Origin of the sequence: Kitasatospora sp. NPDC002040 (assembly GCF_040296785.1) — a bacterium.
GTDB lineage: Bacteria > Actinomycetota > Actinomycetes > Streptomycetales > Streptomycetaceae > Kitasatospora.
Genome location: NZ_JBEOXV010000006.1, coordinates 134,444 through 153,815 on the forward strand (window position 1 = coordinate 134,444; position 19,372 = coordinate 153,815).

At 74.4% G+C, this 19,372-nt stretch carries 17 protein-coding genes; 2 read left to right on the plus strand and 15 right to left on the minus strand.

The genetic code is table 11. From position 1 onward, the window contains the following. Nucleotides 1–61: 61 nt before the first annotated feature. The 14 genes from ABT118_RS17620 to ABT118_RS17685 form a co-directional block, all read right to left on the minus strand. Nucleotides 62–1,363 carry an ATP-grasp domain-containing protein gene (locus ABT118_RS17620; RefSeq protein ID WP_350669434.1) on the minus strand — a complete coding sequence of 434 codons (1,302 nt, stop codon included), beginning with the start codon at nucleotides 1,361–1,363 and terminating at the stop codon, nucleotides 62–64. Next, a complete protein-coding gene (locus ABT118_RS17625) occupies nucleotides 1,356–2,663 on the minus strand; it encodes an MFS transporter (protein ID WP_350669435.1) in 1,308 nt (435 codons plus the stop codon). Before ABT118_RS17625 ends, ABT118_RS17620 begins: the two co-directional genes overlap by 8 nt. Then, entirely contained in the window at nucleotides 2,656–3,978 is a 1,323-nt protein-coding gene (locus ABT118_RS17630) for an ATP-grasp domain-containing protein (protein ID WP_350669436.1), read from the minus strand. The genes ABT118_RS17625 and ABT118_RS17630 overlap by 8 nt, the downstream gene beginning before the upstream one ends. Beyond that, nucleotides 3,975–5,306 carry an amidase family protein gene (locus ABT118_RS17635; RefSeq protein WP_350669437.1) on the minus strand — a complete coding sequence of 444 codons (1,332 nt, stop codon included), beginning with the start codon at nucleotides 5,304–5,306 and terminating at the stop codon, nucleotides 3,975–3,977. Before ABT118_RS17635 ends, ABT118_RS17630 begins: the two co-directional genes overlap by 4 nt. After that, nucleotides 5,306–6,484, minus strand: coding sequence for a phenylacetate--CoA ligase family protein (locus ABT118_RS17640; protein WP_350669438.1), 1,179 nt, complete (start codon nucleotides 6,482–6,484; stop codon nucleotides 5,306–5,308). Before ABT118_RS17640 ends, ABT118_RS17635 begins: the two co-directional genes overlap by 1 nt. Then, the gene (locus ABT118_RS17645; protein WP_350669439.1) at nucleotides 6,481–7,449 is read right to left on the minus strand and encodes an AMP-binding protein; all 969 of its coding nucleotides are present in this window, start codon (nucleotides 7,447–7,449) and stop codon (nucleotides 6,481–6,483) included. Before ABT118_RS17645 ends, ABT118_RS17640 begins: the two co-directional genes overlap by 4 nt. Next, the gene (locus ABT118_RS17650) at nucleotides 7,446–7,742 is read right to left on the minus strand and encodes a hypothetical protein (protein ID WP_350669440.1); all 297 of its coding nucleotides are present in this window, start codon (nucleotides 7,740–7,742) and stop codon (nucleotides 7,446–7,448) included. The genes ABT118_RS17645 and ABT118_RS17650 overlap by 4 nt, the downstream gene beginning before the upstream one ends. After that, complete coding sequence (locus tag ABT118_RS17655; protein ID WP_350669441.1) at nucleotides 7,739–8,143, minus strand: hypothetical protein; 405 nt, start codon at nucleotides 8,141–8,143, stop codon at nucleotides 7,739–7,741. Before ABT118_RS17655 ends, ABT118_RS17650 begins: the two co-directional genes overlap by 4 nt. Nucleotides 8,144–8,154: 11 nt before the next feature. Continuing rightward, entirely contained in the window at nucleotides 8,155–9,879 is a 1,725-nt protein-coding gene (locus tag ABT118_RS17660; protein ID WP_350669442.1) for a prenyltransferase/squalene oxidase repeat-containing protein, read from the minus strand. Continuing rightward, nucleotides 9,876–11,189 (minus strand): phenylacetate--CoA ligase family protein, encoded by a 1,314-nt coding sequence (locus tag ABT118_RS17665; RefSeq protein WP_350669443.1) that lies wholly within the window; start codon nucleotides 11,187–11,189, stop codon nucleotides 9,876–9,878. Before ABT118_RS17665 ends, ABT118_RS17660 begins: the two co-directional genes overlap by 4 nt. After that, nucleotides 11,186–12,580 (minus strand): KamA family radical SAM protein, encoded by a 1,395-nt coding sequence (locus ABT118_RS17670; RefSeq protein ID WP_350669444.1) that lies wholly within the window; start codon nucleotides 12,578–12,580, stop codon nucleotides 11,186–11,188. The genes ABT118_RS17665 and ABT118_RS17670 overlap by 4 nt, the downstream gene beginning before the upstream one ends. Nucleotides 12,581–12,693: 113 nt before the next feature. After that, nucleotides 12,694–13,944, minus strand: coding sequence for an MFS transporter (locus ABT118_RS17675; protein WP_350669445.1), 1,251 nt, complete (start codon nucleotides 13,942–13,944; stop codon nucleotides 12,694–12,696). Between the two features lie 22 nt (nucleotides 13,945–13,966). Then, the gene (locus ABT118_RS17680; RefSeq protein WP_350669446.1) at nucleotides 13,967–14,896 is read right to left on the minus strand and encodes a TolB-like translocation protein; all 930 of its coding nucleotides are present in this window, start codon (nucleotides 14,894–14,896) and stop codon (nucleotides 13,967–13,969) included. Between the two features lie 13 nt (nucleotides 14,897–14,909). Beyond that, nucleotides 14,910–16,295 carry an alkaline phosphatase family protein gene (locus ABT118_RS17685; RefSeq protein ID WP_350669447.1) on the minus strand — a complete coding sequence of 462 codons (1,386 nt, stop codon included), beginning with the start codon at nucleotides 16,293–16,295 and terminating at the stop codon, nucleotides 14,910–14,912. A gap of 193 nt (nucleotides 16,296–16,488) precedes the next feature. On the opposite strand from ABT118_RS17685, the gene ABT118_RS17690 reads away from it, so the two are divergent. Continuing rightward, the gene (locus ABT118_RS17690; protein WP_350669448.1) at nucleotides 16,489–17,334 is read left to right on the plus strand and encodes a helix-turn-helix domain-containing protein; all 846 of its coding nucleotides are present in this window, start codon (nucleotides 16,489–16,491) and stop codon (nucleotides 17,332–17,334) included. 15 nt (nucleotides 17,335–17,349) lie between these two features. On the opposite strand, the gene ABT118_RS17695 is transcribed toward ABT118_RS17690, so the two are convergent. Further along, on the minus strand, nucleotides 17,350–18,267 hold the full coding sequence (locus tag ABT118_RS17695; protein ID WP_350669449.1) for an NAD-dependent epimerase/dehydratase family protein: 918 nt from the start codon (nucleotides 18,265–18,267) through the stop codon (nucleotides 17,350–17,352). 100 nt (nucleotides 18,268–18,367) lie between these two features. Between ABT118_RS17695 and ABT118_RS17700 the strand changes: the two genes are divergently transcribed. Beyond that, nucleotides 18,368–19,327 (plus strand): GlxA family transcriptional regulator, encoded by a 960-nt coding sequence (locus tag ABT118_RS17700; RefSeq protein ID WP_350669450.1) that lies wholly within the window; start codon nucleotides 18,368–18,370, stop codon nucleotides 19,325–19,327. Nucleotides 19,328–19,372: the final 45 nt, after the last annotated feature.

Sequence of the window (19,372 nt, forward strand, 5' to 3'; positions counted from 1 at the left end):
GGTGCCGTCCGTTCGGGTCTCGGGGTCTGGTCGGGCTCTGGGCGGGCTGGGTCGGGTGCGGTCAGGCCCGGGTCTGCAGGGTGATCGCCGCGAGGCAGCGCTCCTCGATCCGGTCGAGCGCCTCGGGGGTGGCCGCGTCCACCACGAACATCGCGGCCCGGTCGCCCGACTGCCGGATCGGGTGCAGCACGGTCCCGGCGGGCTTGAGCGCCACCACGCAGCGCAGCGCCGACGGGGCGTCGGGCTCCCCGCAGCGGGCCACCTGGGCCCGGACCAGGGCCGGGTCGAACCACTGCGGTACGGCCGCCAGCTCCGGCGCGACCGCCAACCCGGCCAGCACGCCCGGCTCGTGCGGCAGGTACACCTGGCGGGCGTACCGGCTCGGCCGGACCGGCTCCGGGCGTTCGCCGAGCGCCACCGCCACCACCGCGTCCTCCAGCGGCGCCAGGGTGGCCAGCCAGTGCAGCGCCATGATGCTGTCGCCGGGCGGCCGGGCGGCGATCTCGATCAGGACGATCCGCCCGTCCGGGCCGATCCGGTACTCGGCGTGCGCCATCCCGGTGTCGAACCGCAGCCGGGCCAGCACCGCCCGGTGCACCGCGTACAGCCGCTCCCGGGTCGGCCCGTCCAGGCCGGGCGCCGGGGTGGTGTGGCCCATCTCGACGAAGTAGTCGCCGACCACCTCGGTGGTGCGCTTCTCGGTGGTGCCCAGGTACTGCACCTCGCCGTGCAGGCTGAGCGATTCGACCGAGTACTCGGGGCCCTCGGCCCGCTGCTCGAACAGCAGCGTCTCGTCCGGCTCGTAGGCGGTCAGACTGTCCAGCAGCTCGGCCCGGTCCGCCACCAGCCGGACACCCGAACTGGCCAGCCTGCCAACGGGTTTGACCACCAGGGGGAAGGCGTCCCAGCCGGCCGCCAGCTCGGTCCGCCCGGTCGCGGGGACCAGCGCGGAGACCGGGCTCCAGTCGGCCAGGTAGCGGCGCTGGAGCAGCTTGTTGCGGCAGACCCGGGCCGCCCGCAGCCCGGGCGAGCGCAGCCCGAGCAGGTCGGCCACCAGCGCGGTGCCCTCGACGTACTCCTCGCGCAGGCAGCAGACCGCGCGGATGTCGTGCTCCAGCGCCCAGGCCGCCGCCCGGTCGGCCAGCCCGGCCAGGTCCTCGGCCGGGACCAGGTCGGCCTCGACCACGTCGGCCAGCGGGTGGCCGGGGGTGGCCCGGCCGGCCAGCAGGGTGGCGGCGTGCGGCCCGGGTGCGTCCAGCACCAGCAGCTCCAGGCCGCGGTCCCGGGCGGCCGCCAGCCAGCGCTGGTTCCAGGCCACGGCCAGGCCGCCGATCAGCAGCAGGGCGGGGCGTCGCTCAGACATGGTCGGCCTGCCTTCCCGCCTCGACCGGCGCGAGCTCGGGCTCCGGTTCGACCTCGGGCGCCCGGGACTCGACCCGCCGCACGATCGTGCTGGTGGTCATCACGATGCCGAGCACCAGCACCGCGATGCCGCAGAACAGGTAGATCAGCCGCAGCGTCAGGGTGGAGACGAAGGCGGCGAGCACGATGTACACGCCCATCCGGCAGATCCCGACCGTGGTGATCAGCAGCGCCATCACCCGGCCCTGGATGTCGACCGGCACCTGCTCCTGGACCCGGGTGCGGAAGATGTAGAACGCCTGGAAGTTGATGCCGGCCAGGGCGTAGAACACCATCGGCTCGGCCAGCCCGTCGGCCTGCCAGAGCAGGATCAGGGTCAGCCCCATCCCGATCAGCCCGTAGCAGGCCAGCCGGTCCCGGTTGAACCGCGCGGTCAGCAGCGGCAGCACCAGCCCGCCGAGGATCGCCCCGACCGCGAACATCGCGTCGATGAAGCCGAGGCCGCTGGCCCCGACGTCGAGCACGGTCTCGGCGTACGGCGCGACCAGGGTGTTCATCATGTAGAGCACCGCGAACAGCACCAGCAGCATGGTGTACGAGGGCAGTGTGGCCGGGTGCGTGCGCAGGTAGGTGAAGCCGGCGGCGGCGCTGCGCACCTGCTCGCGCCAGCCTTCGCCGGTGCTCTTGGTGATCACCCGCTTGCTCTTCACCCCGGCCACGAACAGCGCCGAGGCGGTGAAGGAGACCAGGTTGATCGCCAGCACCCAGGTGACCGAGGAGGCGGCGATCAGGAAGCCGCCGAAGGCGGTGCCGATCACGTTGCCGATCTGGACCGCGACGCCGGTGGTGGCGTTCGCCGCCAGCAGCTTCTGCACCGGGACGATCTCGCGCACCATCGTGGTCCCGGTGGGCACGGCGGTGGACTCGGTCAGGCCGAGGATGAAGACCATCACGAAGACGTGCCAGGTCTCCAGGTGCCCGGTGCCCTGGAGGGTGACGGTGACCGCCAGGGTGAGCACCGAGACCACGTCGGCGCAGACGAACACCCAGCGGCGCTCGAACCGGTCGATCGCCACCCCGATCAGCGGGCCGAAGAAGACGCCGGGGATGGCCGCGGTGAGCAGCACCAGGGCCACCGCCCGGGGGCTGTCGGTCATCTGCAGCACCAGCAGGCAGTTGGCGATGAACTGCATGCCGTTGCCGACGTTGGTGACCAGCATCGCGGCGGCGATCCGCCGGTAGCCGGGCGGGCGGAGCGGGTCGAGCCGCTCCCGGACCAGACCGCGCAGGGACTCAGCCACGGGGTTCGACCTCCACGGTCAGCGCCGCGTCCACCCTGGCCTGCACGGCGTCGAGTTCGGCGGGGGTCGGGGCGTCGATGACGTACATCGCGGAGCGGTCGGAGGAGGCCCGGATCGGGGCCAGCTCGTCGCCCTTGGCCCGGCCGGCCACGATCATGTGGACGGCGGCCGGGTCGTGCGCGCCCAGCGGTTTGACGGCGGGCCACATCCAGCGCTCGGCCAGCCAGCTGACCTCGGTGCCGAGGCCGGGTGCGGTGACGTCCTTCAGCACGCCGGGGGTGTGCTCGGGGTAGACCTGCCGGACGAACCGGCGCGGCTGCGGGTACTCGGTCGGCTCGCCGAGCGCGACGGTGAGCACCGCCTCCTCCAGCGGGGCGCCGGTGGCCAGGTGGTAGAGCGTCAGGATGTTGTCGCCGCCGGCCCGGGCCGCGATCTCCATCAGCCGGACGGTGCCGTCGGGCGCGACCCGGTACTCGGCGTGCGCGATGCCGTCCTGGAAGTCGAGCCGGGCCAGCACCTCGGCGTTGACGGCCAGCAGGGCCTCCCGGCCGGCCTGGTCGAACTCCGGGTCCGGGACGGTGTGGCCGAGCTCGACGAACCAGCGGGCCTCGCCGTCGGCGCCCTCGTTGGTGCGCTTGCCGGTGATCGCGGCGAACACCGGCTCGCCGTACTGCACCAGGGACTCCACCGAGACCTCGTGCCCGAGCGCCAGCTCCTCGACCAGCAGCGCCTCGGCCGGGTCGCGCTCGGCCAGGGCGGCGGCCAGCTCCGGCCCGCCGTCCACCCGCTCCACACCCCAACTGGCCTGCCCGTCCAAGGGCTTGAGCACGGCAGGGAAGTGGGTCCAGTCCTCCGCCCGGCTCGCGTGCGCACCGGCGGGCAGCAGCACCGAGCGCGGGCTCCAGTCGGCCAGGTAGCGGCGCTGGAGCAGCTTGTTGCGGCAGACCCGGGCCGCCCGCAGCCCGGGGGCCGGAAGGCCGAGCAGGTCGGCCACCAGCGCGGTCGCCTCGACGTAGTCCTCGCCGAACGGGACCACCGCCGCGATCCGGCGGCCCTCCGCCCAGCCGAGCACCTGCTGCACGATCTCCTCGTGCCGGTCGCCGGGCAGCCAGGCCAGCTCGGCGATGCCCGCCAGCGGGTGCTCCGGCTGCTCCCGGCGGGCCTGGTCGAAGCGCCGGGCGCGCGGGGTGTCCGCGTCGATGCCCAGCACCGTCAGCCCCCGGCGGAGCGCGGCCGGGACCAGCTCCGGGTAGCGGCCGCCCAGCATCGCGCCGAGCAGCACCACCGCCTCGGGTTCGGTCTGTGAAGTGGTCATGCGTTAGCCGTCCGTCTCATCGAGGGGGTGATCGAGGGGGTGATCGACCCGGCCAGCTGCTCCAGGATCTCGGCGACCGCGACCAGCAGGTCGTCGGCGCCGGGTGCGGCCAGGACCTGGACGCCCAGCGGGGAGTCCTGCTCACTGACCGCGAGCGGGACCGCCAGCACCGGCAGCCGGGCGTAGTTGGCGATCAGGACCGGCTCGCCCCGGCTCAGCGTGGGTGCCGCCGGTACGCCGACCAGGTCGGGCAGGCCCGCCTCCAGCGGCAGCACCAGGATGTCCAGCTGCTCGGTCAGCAGTGCCGTGAGCAGCGCCTGCGCCCGGTCCTGACCGGCCGTCAGCTCGGCGTGCCGGGCGTAGGTGGTGCCCGCGCCGCGCCGGATCGCGGCCAGCGTGTCCGGGCCGACCTCGACCCCGGGGGCGTCCAGTACGTGGGCGTAGCTGTCGTACGCGTCCCGGGCCAGCAGCTCGCCGGCCGGGGCCCGCAGCGCCCAGACCTGGTCCAGTTCGACCGCGACCGGCAGGTGGCCGCGCTCGGCCAGGGCGTGCCGGAGCGCCGCGAGCACGCCCCCGACCTGCGGGTGCAGCGGCTCGCCCGGGGGTGCGGCCACGGCGTACCTGAGCTGCTCGGGCACCTCGGCGGCCGGCAGGCCCAGGCAGTCCGCCAGTCGGTGCTGCCGCCAGAGCCAACCGAGGTCGGCGGCGGTCCTGGTGACCAGGCCGACCGACTCCATGTTCGGCGAGACGGCGTGCACCCCGGCCAGCAGCTCCGGTTGCGGGGTGAGCCGCAGGGCCGTCACCCCGCAGTAGATCGCGGGCCAGCGCAGCGATCCGCCGGAGTCGCTGCCGACCGAGACGTCGCAGAATCCGGCCGCCACCGAGACCGCCGAGCCGCAGGAGGACCCGGCGGTCGAGACGTGCGGGTAGCGCGGGTTGCGGCTCGGCTTGGCGGTGCCGAGGGCGCACTCGGTGGTGGTCACCTTGCCGACGCAGTGCAGCCCCTGGCGCTCCAGCCGGGCGGCCACCTCGGCGGATTCGACCGGGTAGTCCCGGTAGCCGCTGCGGATGCCCAGCCGGGTGGGGCGGCCCGCCACGTGGATGGTGTCCTTGTAGCTGACCGAGATCCGGTCCGGGACCGGCGCCAGGTCGTCCGGACGCCAGTCGGTGAAGGCCCGCACCTGCGGGTCGGCCCGGCGGACGTGCTCCAGCAGGGCGGCCCGGTGGGCGGCGGGGTCGAGCCCGCCCGTGTCGAGCAGCCGGCGGCGCTCGGCCAGCGGCAGCAGCAGGGCGGGCGGGACGGTCAGCGGCCGGTCCTGGGCGAGCATCAGGCGTCCGTCCAGAGCAGGTCCGGGGTCTTGCCGGTGCGCGGGTTGGCGGACCTGGCGTCCACCCGGGTGACCGTGAACTCCTCCTCGTCGCCGCGCAGGGCGAAGCCGAGGTCGATCTGCGAGGCCAGCAGGTGGGTGCGGACGGTCTCCAGGTCGGCGTCGCCGACCACCCGGACCTCCATCCGCTCGGCCATCCCGGCGGCTCCGGCGAGCACCACCTGGGCCTCCTTCACCCCGGGCAACTCCTGGGCGATCTGCACCAGTTGCTGCGGGCTGACCAGCGTCCCGGCGAACTTCACCAGCGAGCTCTCCCGGCCGGCGATCCGCAGCGCCGGGCCGGGCCGGCCGCACGGGCACTCCACCCGCTCGGCCCGGTCGCCGATCCGGTAGCGCAGCACCGGGGCCACCGCGCCCGGGTGCAGGGTGCTCACCAGGACCGCCCCGTCCACCAACTCGACGTGCTGGTAAGGGAGCTGGTGGAAGGTGTCGGTCGGGCAGCTTGGCCCGTTGTGCCCGATCACCCAGGTCTCGGTGGAGCCGTAGTTGCCCCAGAGCCCGAAGCCGGGGGCCACCCGGTCGCGCAGCTCCGGCAGTTGCGGGTCGCACGGCTCGCCGAACCAGATGCCGGCCCGCAGCGTGGCGGCGAACGGGTGGCCGGTCTCCTCGCAGAACCGCAGGATCCGCAGCAGCTGCGAGGGCGTGCCCGCCACCGCCGTGGTGCCGTGCCGGGTGAGGAAGTCCAGCCACTGGCCGAGCTCCTCGTCGGCCACGTAGCCGAGCCCGATCACGTCGGCGCCGGCCAGCTCGGCCAGCCGGTTGTAGCAGTAGTGCGCGGACCAGAGCCGGCCCGGGCTGGCCAGGTTGGCCAGCACGTCGGTGGGGCCGAGCGGCTGCCAGTGCTCGGTCAGCCGCCCCAGGTGCATCTCGGTCGGGATCCAGGCCAGCTTCGGCTCGGCGGTGCTGCCGCCGCTGGTGAACAGGTAGGCCGAACCGTTCCTGGGGCGCCGGACGGCGGCCTGGGCGGCGGCGGCGGTGACGTCCTCCCTGGTCATCTCGGGGAGGGTGGTGACGTCGAAGTCGCCGTCCAGGTCGACCTGGCGGTACTTGTGCTCGAAGTGCGGGAGCCTGGTGGCCTCGCGGGCCAGGGTGCGCAGGGCCGCGGTGGTGTCGGTCATCGGGACCTTCCGTCGGGTGGGAGCGGGAGGAGGGCGCGCGGCCGCTCGGCGGCGGGCAGGGCCCGGACGGCGGCGGCGAGTTCGGCCAGCACCCGGGGGTCGTCCGTCCCGGCGTGCACGGTGAACCACTCGCCGCGCAGCGGGTCCGGCTCGGCCCGGCAGCTGATCGGCACGCCGGGGACGGCCTCGGAGAGGCGGGCGGCCACCCGGTCCAGGCCGACCCGGACGCCGTTGACCTTGACCAGCCGGTTGCTCCGGCCGCGCCAGCGGAAGGTCCGCCCGTTCAGCACCGTCACCAGGTCGCCGGTGGTGGTGGCGGTCGGCGGCGGTCCGTCCGGGCGGCGGGCCAACCGGGGGCTGCTGACCCGCAGTTGGTCCGACTCGGAGTCCATCGCGAACCGGGTGTCGGCGGCCAGGGTCCAGTCCTCGGTGCCACCGGGCCGGGTGGCGATCAGGCCGGTCTCGGTGGAGCCGAACAGCTCGACCAGCCGGGCCCGTTCGCCGAGGTCGGCGAGCAGCTTCAGCCCGGCGGGCGGCAGTACGGCGCTGCTGTGCACCAGCGTGATCCGTTCGGCCCCGGCCAGCTCGGGCAGGCACCGGCCCAGCACCGCGAAGGCGGCGGGCACCGCGGCGATCAGCGGCCGGCGCCAGCGGGCCACCGTCCGGGCCAGCGGTGCGGTCAACCCGGCCTGCAGGCAGGGCACTTCGAGCCGGCGCGGCAGGGCGAGGCTCATCAGGTGCCCGTACAGGTGGCGCGGCGGGGCGAAGGACAGCACGCCGTCCACGCCCTGGTCCGCGCTCTCGTCCGCGCAGAGGCCGATCAGCAGCTCGGTCTCGGCGTCGACCTGGGCCAGGGTGCGCAGCCAGCGCTGCGGCTCGCCGGTCGAGCCCGAGGTGGCGAACTCCAGCTCGGCCGGTGCCGGGCCCGGCACCGCGCCGGGCACCGGTTCCTGGCAGACCGTCACGACAGCATCCCGAGCACGGCGGCGTCCCGCCGCTTGCGGTCCACCAGCGCGGCGATCGAGGCCACGCTGAAGAAGGTCGAGCGCAGGTCGTCCACGACCAGGTCGACCGAGACGCCGAAGTCCCGCTCGACCAGGCCGACCGCGTCCAGCACGCCGAGGCTGTCGTAGCGCTCGGGCGCCAGGTCGGCGAGCGAGGCCTCGTCGTCGGCCGGGTCCAGCGGGTGGTCGAGCAGGGCGGCGAGGGCCGCCCGGAGCGGGTCGCGCAGGGTGTCGGTACCGGAGGTGGTGGTCACTGGTTCTCCTCGGAGGGCTCGGCCCAGGCGGTGCCCGGCGTGAAGTGGTCGGCGGGGTCGACCGGATCGAACGAGACGAAGATCCGGTCGGCCGGGATTCGGGTCGCCAGCAGCGCGCGGACGGCGAGCGCGTAGCTGCGGCGGAAGGCGTGGTCGCGCTCGCGCGAGACCACGCAGGTGACGAGGGCGAAGAGCTGGGACCCGGGCTCTCCGGTCTGTGCGCCGCTGCCGCCGAGCGGGAACGGGCCGCTGAAGACCCGGTCGCCCGAGAGCTCGGCGAAGCGGGTGAGCACGTGGTCGAACCCGACGCCCTGGCGGCGCCACCAGAAGCTCAGCTGCTTGGCGACCTCCCGCTCGAACAGCGGATCGGCCAGCGGGGTCTCGATCTTGGTGGTCGGCATCCCTCGGCCCCTCAGAGGTTGAGTCGCAGCAGCGGCGCCGGGGCGGCATCGCTGGCGGCCAGCGCGGCGAGCTGCTCGCCCAGGCAGCCGGCCAGCAGCCCGGCCGGCACCCGGCTCAGCGGGCTCCAGGCGAAGCCGGAGCCGACCCGGACCTTGGCCAGGAAGCGGCGCAGTCCGTCCAGGTCGACCGGCAGGCCCAGCACGTGCTGGGTCAGCACCACCTGATAGGTCGACAGCAGGTCGGGCAGCTCCCTGGCGCTGGGGCCGAAGCCGCCGAGCGGGCTGGCCTGGGCGGCCAGCGTGGCGCCGAGCTCGGCCGCCTGGTCGGCGCTGCCCAGCAGGTCGAGCACCCGGATCGCCTGGGCGGTGGCGGCGAGCGTCGGCTCGGCCCCTGGTACCGGGCAGTACCGGTCGCCGGAGCGGCAGTTGGCCAGGAAGCGGTGCACCCCGGCCGGGTCGGTCCAGTCGGCCGGCGCCAGCCCGGTGGCGGCCAGCGCCTCCACCGCGCTGACCGTGGAGACCAGGTCCGAGCCGCGGCCGAGCCAGTAGCCGAAGCCGCCGTCGGCGTTCTGCAGTCCGCGCACCCAGCGGCCGATCCGCGCGCTGTCCAGCTGCTCGCCGACCGCGCCCAGGGCCTCGACCGCCCAGAGCGTGCAGCGCACCTCCGCGCCCCGGCCCGGCATGTACATCACGCCGTCCTCGTACGGGAGATGGGCCTGCTGGAGCCAGCGCACCAGCGGCCCGGTACTGCCCTGGCCGCCGTCGGGGCGCAGCGCGGAGACCACGGTCGCGGCGGCGGTGGCCAGACTGTCGCCGGCCCGGCCGGGGTCGGTGTAGGTGAAGCCGGAGTCGGGCAGCTGGCAGGAGCGGACCAGCTCGGCGATCGCGGCCCGGTCCGCCGGGGCGACCGTGTCGCCCAGGGTCTGGAGCGCGCCGACCACGCTGAAGCAGGCCCAGACGTCCGAACTCCCGTAGCCCGCCCAGCGCTCGTAGCCGCCGTCGGGCAGCCTGCGGTCGGCCAGCCAGCCGCGCAGCCGGTCCGGCTCGCGCGGCCCGGCGTCCAGCGCGGCCAGCGCGCGGACCGCCCGGAAGGCCGCCCAGGCGCAGGGCTGCGAGCCCGGCGCGAACCGGAAGCCGCCGCAGTCGTCCTGCTGGTCCCGGAGCCACTCGACCAGGGCCTCGGCCCGCCACGGCACCGGGGCGTCACCGGCCGCCGCGCGCCAGGCCAGCGCACCGTAGTAGCCGGCCCGGACGTCGGGGCTGTGCCCGCCCGGGCTCCAGCTCAGCCCGCCGGACGCGTGCTGGGACGCGGCCAGCCAGCCGCCCAGCTCCCCGGGCTCGGGCACCGGCAGCCGCAGCACCTCGCGGTACAGCCGGGTGGCGTAGTAGGCGGCCCAGATGTCGGCGCCCTGACCCGGCGTCATGGCGAAGCCCCCGTCCCAGGTGCGGGTCTGCGCCAGCCAGTCGGCGAGCAGCTCGGCCCGCGGCACCCGGTGGCCGAGGTCGCTCAGCGACTGGGTGCAGTAGTAGGTGGCCCAGACGTCCGAGGGCAGTCCGCGCTGCCAGGCGAAGCCGCCGTCGGTGTTCTGCCGCGACAGCAGGAAGGCGACCACCTGCTCCGTTCCGGCGGGCTTCTCGCCGAGCCAGTGCAGGGTGCGCACGGCGGCGTAGCTGCACCACAGGTCGGCCTCGCCCTGGCGGACTCCGCCGTCGGCGAGCAGCGTGAACGGGTTCATCGGGCGACCACCACGTTGGTGCGCTTCCAGTTCTTCTGGCTGCCGCCGGCCTTGGTGACGGCGGGCAGCTGACTGACCACCAGCACGTCGTCCCAGTGGATGCCGGTGCCCTCGAACCGCTCCCGGGCGTCGTCGGCCAGCACGTCGTCGCTCACCTCGGTGTCCACGTCCCGCTCCAGCACCAGCCGGGCGGTCTGCGGCCCGACCTGGATCAGGTAGCCGGTGACCCGGTGGTCCAGGTAGACGATCGAGCCGATCAGGCGCTCGTCCACCACCGTGCCGCCGATCTCCACCCGGTCCGACTGCCGGCCGTGGATGTAGACGGTCGGCAGCGCCAGGCCGCACGGGCAGGGCTCGGCGGCGACCTCGGCGACGTCGCCGGTGGCCAGCCGCAGCAGCGGGCGGGCGAAGTTGTTCAGCGGGGTGTCCACCAGCTCGCCGGTGGCACCCGGTGCGGCGGGCACCAGCTTGTCCCCGTCCCGCAGTTCGAGGATGTGGCCGTGCGGCAGCAGGTGCAGCCGGTCCCGCTCGCAGGTGGCGGCGATGGTGCCGGTCTCGGTGCTGCCGTAGGAGGCGTCGAACACGTCGGCCTGCCAGTCGGCGGCCAGCTTGGCGCGCTGGGCGGGCAGCGAGACCTCGCCGAGCAGCATCACCGTCCGCACCTGCGACCGGACCTGGTCCAGCGCGCCGCGGCTCTTCAGCACCCGGGTCCACTGGGTCAGCACCCCGGGCGCGGCGAACAGCACCTCGGGGCGGTAGCCCGCGAACAGCCGCTCCAGCCGGTCGAAGTCGCACATCCCGGTGGTGAACGGGTAGCAGCGCAGCGCAGCGTGCCCGAGGTACTCGCACACCCCGGCCACGAAGTCGGCCACCGGCACTACGTCCGAGGGCAGCAGCACGGCGACCCGGCGCGGGTCGGTGCCCAGCGCCCGGCGCCAGAGCGGGGCCACCCCGATCACGTTGTGGATCACGTCCTCGGCCAGCCGGGGCGTGGGGGTGGGGATACCCGAGGAGCCGGAGCTCTCGTAGTACTTGACCACCCGTTCGAGCCCGGCCCGCTCGAAGTCGGCCGGACCCGCCTTCAGCCGGTCCTTCGCGGTCGGCTCGACCGCGTCCAGGTCCCGGGCCGCGACCCCGGGCGCGTCCCGGTAGAACGGTGCCTCGGCGGCGCGGTCCCAGAGCAGCGCCAGCTTCTCCTGCTGCACCTCCCGGACCAGCTCGGGCGCGAAACCGGCTTCCTCCAACTGCTGCAGGCGCCGGTGCGCCCCGGTGAAGGCGGCGACGGCGGCCGGGTCGTTGAACAGCATCATCGGCTGCGCTCCAGAAGCTCGACGGCGGGCCCGAGGTGGTGGCGCCAGTGCTCCCGGCCGGACGCGGGGAGGCTGTGCATCGGGTCGTGGTACTCGTAGACCCGTTCCAGTGCCTGCGGGTCGTCCGTGTCCAGCACGGTCAGGAAGTGCTTGGTCCAGTACGAGATCCCCAACTCCCGGTCGTACTCGGCGACCTGGTGCACCCAGCGCTTGCCGGCGTACGGGACGTCGCAGACCAGGCGGGGCGTGGCGAAGCCGGGCAGGAAGCCCATGATCGAGTCCTGCAGGCGCTGCGCCTGGTGCAGCGGGATCCGCCAGTGCTCGCTGTTGGGGATGATGTCGCAGAGGTAGAAGTAGTACGGCGTGATGCCGCCGCCGTCGAGCAGTGCGAAGCACAGGTCCAGCAGCGCCTGCTGACTGTCGTTCACCCCGCGCAGCAGGACGCCCTGGTTGCGCACGTCGCGCACCCCGGCCTCCAGCATCGCCCGGGCCGCCTGCTCCACCAGCGGGGTGACCTGCTGGGCCGCGTTGGCGTGGGTGTGCACGGCGATGGAGACGCCCCGGCTGAAGGCGAGCGCGGCGACCCGGGCCATGCCGGCCCGCACCTCGTCGGCGAGCCAGTGCTGCGGCAGGCCGACCAGCGCCTTGGTGGCGATCCGGATGTCGCGGATGTTCTCGATCTCCAACAGCCGCAGCAGGAAAGCCTCCAAGCGCGGCCAGGGCAGGTTGGCGGTGTCGCCGCCGGAGACCACCACGTCGCGGACGGACGGGGTGGCCCGCAGGTACTCGACGATCCGGTCCAGCCGGTCCACCGGCTTGAGCGCGAAGCGGTACTTGGGAGTGGCCGGGGTGGCCGGGCCGACCAGGTCCATCCGGGTGCAGTGCCCGCAGTACTGCGGGCAGGTGGCGACCACCTCGGCCAGCACCTTGGTCGGGTAGCGGTGGGTCAGGCCCTCGGCCACCCACATGTCCGCCTCGTGCAGCGAGTCCCGGCTGGCCACCGGGTGGCTGGGCCACTCCGGGTCGCGGTCCGAGGCCACCGGGAGCATGTAGCGGCGGACCGGGTCCGCGTACAGCGAGTCGGCCGTCGGCGGCCGGTCCGGGGACATCGTGTTGATGACGTGCGGGGGCAGCAGCAGCGACATGGTCGCCAACTCCGCCTGGTCCCGGGCGACATCCTCGTAGAAGGTCTCGCCGGGGCCCGTCCCCAGCGCCTCGCGCAGCTGGCGGAGGTTCTTCACGCAGTGCGCGCGCTGCCACTGCGGGTCCCGCCACTCCTCGGCGGTGACCGCGCTCCACAGCGGGAACCGCCGCCAGTCCGGCTCGATCAGCTCTGTGCGCCGGTACTCGTAGAGCACGGTCCCGGTCCCGGCTTGGGTCGTCGTCGTCACGGCCCTCAGCCTCGATGCGTCGAACATCGGTACTACATCGCCCGACCATTGCCGCACCATCGGTCGGGTTCTGACGAAGTCCCGACCCGATCCCACCAAGTCCGGTCGAACGGCTACCCGGCCCGCCCCGGACGGGTATGGAGGCCGGCCAGCAGCGGGGCGGTGGCGGTCAGGGCGAGCAGCACCCCGAGCGCGGCCAGGCGGGTTGCGGTGGCGGGGCCCCAGGCCTGCCAGGCCAGGCCGAACAGCACCGAGGAGGCCAGGTACGCGAGCGCCTGGCCGCTCTGCACCAGCGCGATGCCGGTGGTGCGCAGCCGTTCCGGCAGCACCGGGCCGGCCAGCGCCATCAGCACGCCGTCGGTGGCGGCGTAGAACAGGCCGTGCAGCGCGAGGACCAGGACGATCACCGGCCAACCGCGCAGCGGCCCGTGCAGCAGCAGGTAGACCGCCCCCAGGGCGGCCTGCCCGCCGAGCAGCACCGGCAGCCGGCCGTACCGGTCGGCCAGCGCCCCGAGCGGTGCGGCCAGCAGCAGGTAGGCGAGCGCGGTGCCGACGGCCAGCAGCGGGAACCAGCCGACGGCCACCGCCTCGCGCCGTTGCAGCAGCAGGTAGACGAAGCCGTCCCCGACGGTGGCCAGGCCGAGCAGCACGGCGGCGGCGAACAGCCTGCGCAGGGCGGGCAGTCGGAGCAGCCCCGCCGCCGCGCGCAGCGGCACCGCCCGGGCGGACGGCCCGGCGCCCCGGTGGTCCCGGACGAACAGCAGCAACAGGACCAGGCCCAGGCACGCCACGCAGAAGCTCGCCACGAAGACCGCGTCATAGGCCTGGCCCGCCACCGCGAGCACGGCCAGGGCGACCAGCGGCCCCGCGAACGCGCCGACGGCATCCATGGTCCGGTGCACGCCGAAGGCCCGGCCCAGCGCGTGCGGCGGGACGGAGAGGGTGATCAGCGCGTCCCGGGGCGCGGTGCGCAGCCCCTTGCCGGCCCGGTCGACACCGATCACCAGCCCGATCGCGGCGGCCGAGTGGCCGGCCGCGAGCAGGCCGAGCCGGGCCGCGGCCGACAGCCCGTAGCCCAGGCCCGCGACCGCCTTCCGGCGGCCGATCCGGTCGGCGGCGTACCCACCGGCCAGCCGCAGCAGCACGGTGGCCCCGCCGTTCAGGCCGTCGAGCAGCCCGTACGCCACCGGGCTCAGGTGCAGGCCGACCACCAGGTAGAGCGGCAGGACGGCGGAGACCATCTCGGCCGAGACGTCGGTGGTCAGGCTGACCGCGCCGAGGGCGAGCACGTTGCCGCCGACCACCGACCAGCGGCGGCCGGGGCCCGCGTCCGTACGGTGCGGACGGATGGTGGAGAGGTACACGGGCGGCGGTCCTTTCCCGGGGTCAGTGCAGCGGGGCGGGTGAGTCCGCGTCGGCGGCGAGCAGGCGGGGCGTGCCGGTGCCGTCGGCCGGGACGGCCCAGACGTCGGCACCGGTGCCGGAGTGCGGCAGGCCGTACGCGACCGTGCGGTCGTCGAGCCAGGCCGCCTGGTCGTCGACGCTGCGGGTCTCGGCCAGCGGGGTCTCGGCCAGGTCGGCCAGGTTGAGCACGGTGAGGCGCCAACCCCCGTTCGGCAGCGCCTTCTTGTAGGCGATCCTGGTCCCGTCCGGGGAGAGCGACGGGCACTCGACGTTGTCCTTGAGCGGGTGCAGGTCGCGGGCGGCGAAGTCGCCCCGGACCAGGGAGCGGTGCCCGCCGGTGGACAGGGTCGCGTAGAAGCGGTTGTCGTCGACGGCGAAGGTGACGCCCCAGACGTTGGCGTCCGGGTCGGGCGGCCGCCCGTCGACGGTGAAGTTCTCCAGGTTGCCGGCCAGGGTGCCGGTGCGGGTGTCGAGGATGCCGGAGCGGGTCGAGAAGCGGCCGCCGTTGTAGGAGTCGCCGGTGACGAAGACCGTCCAGGAGACCATCCGGCCGGAGCCGGAGACCCGGGCCCGGCTCGGCACCCCGTTCAGCGGGATCGACCTGCGCTCGGTCAAGTCGCTGCCGAGGAGCACCAGTTGGGCGGAGGCCAGGCCCTCGCGCAGACAGACCCCGGTACCGGCGGCCGCGTACAGCCGGGCGCACCCCAGCGCCGATCCGGCCCGCTCGCCGCCGCTGTCCTGCACGGCGAGCCGGCCGGTCCGGGTGTCGCGGAGCAGCAGCCCCGGGGCATCCAGGGTGATCCCCGCCCGGTCGACGGCGGGCGCCGGCCGGGCCCGCAGGACGGTGTAGCCGACGGCCACCGACCCGAGCAGCACGGCCGAGAGCAGGGCGGCGAGGATGCGCCGGTTCATCTGCACCGTCCGATCAGCTCAGCACGAGGTCGTCGAACCAGGTGATGCTGGGGTCACCCGGGTAGTTGTCGTCGTGGTTCACCAGCTGGACGGTGTAGGAGTGGCCGGGGGTGAGGGTGTCGGTGACCTGCTGCCAACTTCCGTTCGCGGTGCAGGTCCTGGGCAGCGGGGTGACGGTGGTGCCGCTGGTGTTGTGCTTGACCGCGATGCTGGCCCAGGCGTACTTCACGGTGTCCCGGCAGTCGCCCTTCCACCAGATGGTGAGCCTGGTGACGCCCGGTGGGGCGGTGAAGGTCTGGGTCAGGACGGAGTCGCCGTCGGTGGGGGTGGTGGCGCCGACCGCGCCGCTGTAGGCACCCGCGTGCGGCAGGTCGGCGATCGCGGTGGTGCCGGTACGGGTCCAGCCGTTGAAAGTCCCGTACTCGAAGCCGCCGTTGACGATGCCACCGGGCGTGCTGGGGGTGGGCGACGGACTGGGCGACGGACTGGGGGTCGGGGTCGGGCCGGGGGTCGGACCGGGGGTGCTGGTGGTCCAGACGTCGGTGATCGGGGCGGCGGTGGCGGCGCTGCCGAGCGGTGCGAGGCCGTAGGCGTCCTCGAGGGTGCGCAGGATGTTGTAGTGGTTGATCTGCTCGCCGTAGCTGCCGGGGCGGACCTTGTCGCCGACGAAGACGGTGGCGATCTGGTTGACGGAGCTGAAGTTGTCCTCGTCGAAGGTGACGATCAGCAGGCTGTTGTGGGTCTTGGCCCACTGCGCGTACGCGTCCAGGTTGTTCCTGAGCCAGGTGTCGCCGGTGCCGATGGCGCAGTCGTGCATGTCGTTGCACATGTCGGGCACGACGAAGGAGACGGTGGGCAGTTGGGCGTAGTCGGTGGGGAAGGTGCTGTAGCGGACGTTGCTCGCGGCGGGCACGTTGTCGAAGTCGACCCAGGGGTTGTGCTTGCGCACGTACCGGCCGCTACTGCAGCCGGTGTAGCCGTCGGAGGGCAGGCCCTCCGAGTAGCCCTTGAAGCCGAAGCCGGCGCCGATCAGCTGACTGCCGAGGTTGGCCCTGCCGGTGAGGTTCTTCGGGCAGGAGTCGTCGGTGACGCCCTGCTGGGAGCCGGAGAAGAGCGCGACGTAGTTGCCCTGGCTGGGGTGGGTCACCCCGAACGACTGGGTGAAGCTCGCGCCCTGCGCCGCAAGCGAGTTGAGGTACGGGGCGGCGCTGCTGCCGATGATCGCCGAGTAGTCCTTGTTCTCGAACGGCACGACCACCACGTGGTCGAACCTCGGCACCGCGGCGGCCGCAACGGCCGCGGTGGCGCGGCCGGGCGAGGCGGCGCCGACCGCCGCCGTGCCGGTCAGGGCGATCACGGCCGCGAGCACGGCCGCAACCCCCGTTCTCCTGCTGGGCATGCTGAACCTCCTTGTGGGGGTGGTGGAACAGCGGCATCGTGGCGGTGGCCGCGGCGGTTGGGAAGCCGCCGGGCCCGGCCGTCGGTGGACGATGCGACGGCCGTCGCCGCACTGACCGGGAGCAATCCGGGCCGGCGTCGAAAATCCAGTACCCACTAGTAACCCAGGGGCCGTTGACGGCATCATGAACGACGTGCGGATCACCGGACCGTTCCACACGGCGCTGCGGCAGGCGATCGCCGACCGCGGCCTGAGCCTGGAACGGCTGCGCGAACGGCTGGCGGCGCGCGGCCTCACCGTCGCCGTCTCCACCCTGAGCAACTGGCAGCGCGGGGCGGTCCGGCCGCAACGCCCGGACAGCCTGCGCGCCGTGACCGAGCTGGAGCACCTGCTCGACCTTCCGGCCGGCGCGCTGAGCCGCCTGCTGGACGACCACGGGCCGCGCGGACGCCGCCCCCTGCTGCCCGGCACTCCCCCGCGCCGGGCCGGCCGCCTGCGCGCCCAGTTCGGCGCACCCGCCGACAGCGGGCTGGACCTGCTCACGGTCCAGCAGGACGTCACGGTGACCGGCACCGGCTTCCGGGCCACCGTCCGCGCCGTCGTCCGGGCCCGCCGGACCGGGGTCGACCGGCATGTGGTGCTCACCCACACGGGCGGCGGTGCGGTGCCCGAGATCCGGGCCGGCCGCGACTGCCGCCTCGGCCGGGTCCGGACCGACCCCGGTGCCGCCCTGATCGCCGCCGAGGTGCTGTACGCCCCGCTCGGCCGGGGCGAGACCTTCGCGCTCGAGTACCACCTCACCGGTGCGGAGCCGGAGCCGTACTACGGCTGGTGGTTCCGCTCCGCCGCCCAGCACTTCGACCTGACGCTGCGACTGGCCCCCGAGCTCGCCGCCGACCGGGCGTACCGGATCTGGCGGCTCGACAGCGGCACCCCGCACAAGGACGTGGCCGGGCTGCGCCTGATCGACGGCAACCTGGCGCACCTGGTCGACTTCGACGTCCCGCCCGGCTTCCACGGCATCCGCTGGTCCCGCTGACGGCTCCTCACCCGGTCACCCGAGGTCGGCCGCGGTGGCGGCCAGCACCTCCGCCAAGGGCGTGGCCCGCAGGCCGAAGGCCCGCTCGGTGCGGGTGGAGTCCAGCACGGTCGGCCGGTGGGTCAGGTAGCGCATCTCGTACACCTCTCCCAGCAGCGGTACCAGCACGGCGAGTTCGGCCAGGTCCCGGTCGGTCATCGCGGTCAGCCGGGGTGCGGGCGCACCGGCCGCACCGGCCAGTGCGGCGGCCAGTTCGCGGGCGGAGAGCGTCGCGAAGGCGGGCACGTGCCAGGCCCGGCCCCAGCTGTCCCCGGACCTGGCGGCGGCGACCAGGGTGCGGGCCACGTCGGCCGGGTAGGCCCAGCTGTGCGGAGCGTCCAGGTCGGCGTAGTAGGCGGCCGGCTCCCCGGCGACCAGCTGACGGCCCGCCAGCAGCAGGAACAGCGACTGCGCCCCCGGACCGAAGAAGCTGCCCGCCCGCACCTCGGTGGCCCGGACCCGGCCGGCCAGGTGGGCGGCCAGCGCGTCCGCCCACATCCCGGCCCGGACCGCGCCCTTGACCGTGCCCGGCGCGAGCGGCTGCCCCTCGGTGGCCGGACCGTCCAACGGGCCGTAGCCGTAGAGGTTCCCGAGCATCACGTACCCGGCGCCGGTGCGCTCCGCAGCGGTGAGCAGCGAGCCGGCCAGCGGCGGGAAGTCCTGCTTCCACCGGTCGTACAGCGGGGCGGCACAGTTGACCAGGGCGTGGGCGCCGTCGAGCAGGGCGGTGAGGCGGTTGGGGTCGGTGACGTCGGCGGCGACGCGTTCGATCCCGGGGTGCTCGGGTCCTGAGCCGCTGCGGGTGACCAGCCGGACGTGCTCGCCCTGCTCGGCGAGCAGGCGGGCGGTGGCACTGCCGGTCGATCCGGCACCGGTGACGACGTAGTGGGACATGGCGCGCTCCAGGAAGGTGGGAGGGGGACGGGCCCAACTCTGCGGGGCCACGGCGGCGTGAAACAGTGGCGCTGTTGCCGAGGTTCCGGAGGTTCTCGCCATGCACCGGATCGCCGTGGTGGCCGTTCCCCCGGTCACCGCCTTCGACCTGGCCATTCCCGAACTCGTCTTCGGCGCGGCGGAGGTGGACGGCGCACCCGGCTACCGGGTGCAGGTCTGCACGCCCGAGCCGGGGGTGGTGGACACCATGGGGAGCCTGCAAGTGGTCGTCCCGCACGGGCTGGAGGCGCTGGCGGAGGCGGACACCGTGATGGTCACCGGCTCCGGCGCCCGCGCCGACGCCGATCCCCGGGTGCTGGCGGCGCTGCGCGCGGCGGCCGGGCGGGGCGCCCGGATCGCCTCGATCTGCACGGGCGCGTTCGTGCTGGCCCAGGCCGGGCTGCTGGACGGGCGCGACGCCGCCACCTACTGGGTGCAGGAGGGCGCGCTGGGCCACCGCCACCCGGCGGTCCGGGTCCGGCCGGGCGTCCTGTTCGTCGAGGACGGGCCCGTGCTGACCTCGGCCGGACTGACGGCGGGGATCGACCTCTGCCTGCACATGATCCGGACCGATCACGGCGCGGCGGTGGCCAACGCCGCGGCCCGGCTCACGGTCGCCACCGCGGTCCGGCACGGCGGGCAGGGGCAGACCCTCCGGCTGCCGGTGGCGTCCGACGACGGCGGCACCTCGCTGTCGCGGACCCGGGGCTGGGCGCTGGAACGGCTGGCCGAGCCGCTGACCCTGACCGGGCTGGCCGCCCACGCCCGGGTCTCCGTCCGCACCCTGAACCGGCGCTTCCTGACCGAGGTCGGGCTCAGCCCGCTCCAGTGGCTGCTGCTCCAACGGATCGAGCATGCACGGGAGTTGCTGGAGTCGACCGGACTGCCGATGGAGCAGGTGGCCCGGCGCAGCGGGCTCGGCGGAGCGGACTCGCTGCGGCGGCACCTGGTCCAGCGGGTCGGCATGACGCCCCGCGCCTACCGGGCCGCCTTCGCCCGTCCCGCCACCCGGGTCCGCTGACGGCGCGGGAGATCCCGATGTCAGTGCCGTTCGGGAGAATGGGAA

Excerpts from the sequence above, each read along its gene's own strand:
- ABT118_RS17620 (WP_350669434.1), bottom strand. The coding sequence starts at position 1,363 with ATGTCTGAGCGACGCCCCGCCCTGCTGCTGATCGGCGGCCTGGCCGTG.
- ABT118_RS17630 (WP_350669436.1), bottom strand. The coding sequence starts at position 3,978 with ATGACCACTTCACAGACCGAACCCGAGGCGGTGGTGCTGCTCGGCGCG.
- ABT118_RS17635 (WP_350669437.1), bottom strand. The coding sequence starts at position 5,306 with ATGCTCGCCCAGGACCGGCCGCTGACCGTCCCGCCCGCCCTGCTGCTG.
- ABT118_RS17640 (WP_350669438.1), bottom strand. The coding sequence starts at position 6,484 with ATGACCGACACCACCGCGGCCCTGCGCACCCTGGCCCGCGAGGCCACC.
- ABT118_RS17655 (WP_350669441.1), bottom strand. The coding sequence starts at position 8,143 with ATGCCGACCACCAAGATCGAGACCCCGCTGGCCGATCCGCTGTTCGAG.
- ABT118_RS17660 (WP_350669442.1), bottom strand. The coding sequence starts at position 9,879 with ATGAACCCGTTCACGCTGCTCGCCGACGGCGGAGTCCGCCAGGGCGAG.
- ABT118_RS17665 (WP_350669443.1), bottom strand. The coding sequence starts at position 11,189 with ATGATGCTGTTCAACGACCCGGCCGCCGTCGCCGCCTTCACCGGGGCG.
- ABT118_RS17680 (WP_350669446.1), bottom strand. The coding sequence starts at position 14,896 with ATGAACCGGCGCATCCTCGCCGCCCTGCTCTCGGCCGTGCTGCTCGGG.
- ABT118_RS17685 (WP_350669447.1), bottom strand. The coding sequence starts at position 16,295 with ATGCCCAGCAGGAGAACGGGGGTTGCGGCCGTGCTCGCGGCCGTGATC.
- ABT118_RS17695 (WP_350669449.1), bottom strand. The coding sequence starts at position 18,267 with ATGTCCCACTACGTCGTCACCGGTGCCGGATCGACCGGCAGTGCCACC.
- ABT118_RS17700 (WP_350669450.1), top strand. The coding sequence starts at position 18,368 with ATGCACCGGATCGCCGTGGTGGCCGTTCCCCCGGTCACCGCCTTCGAC.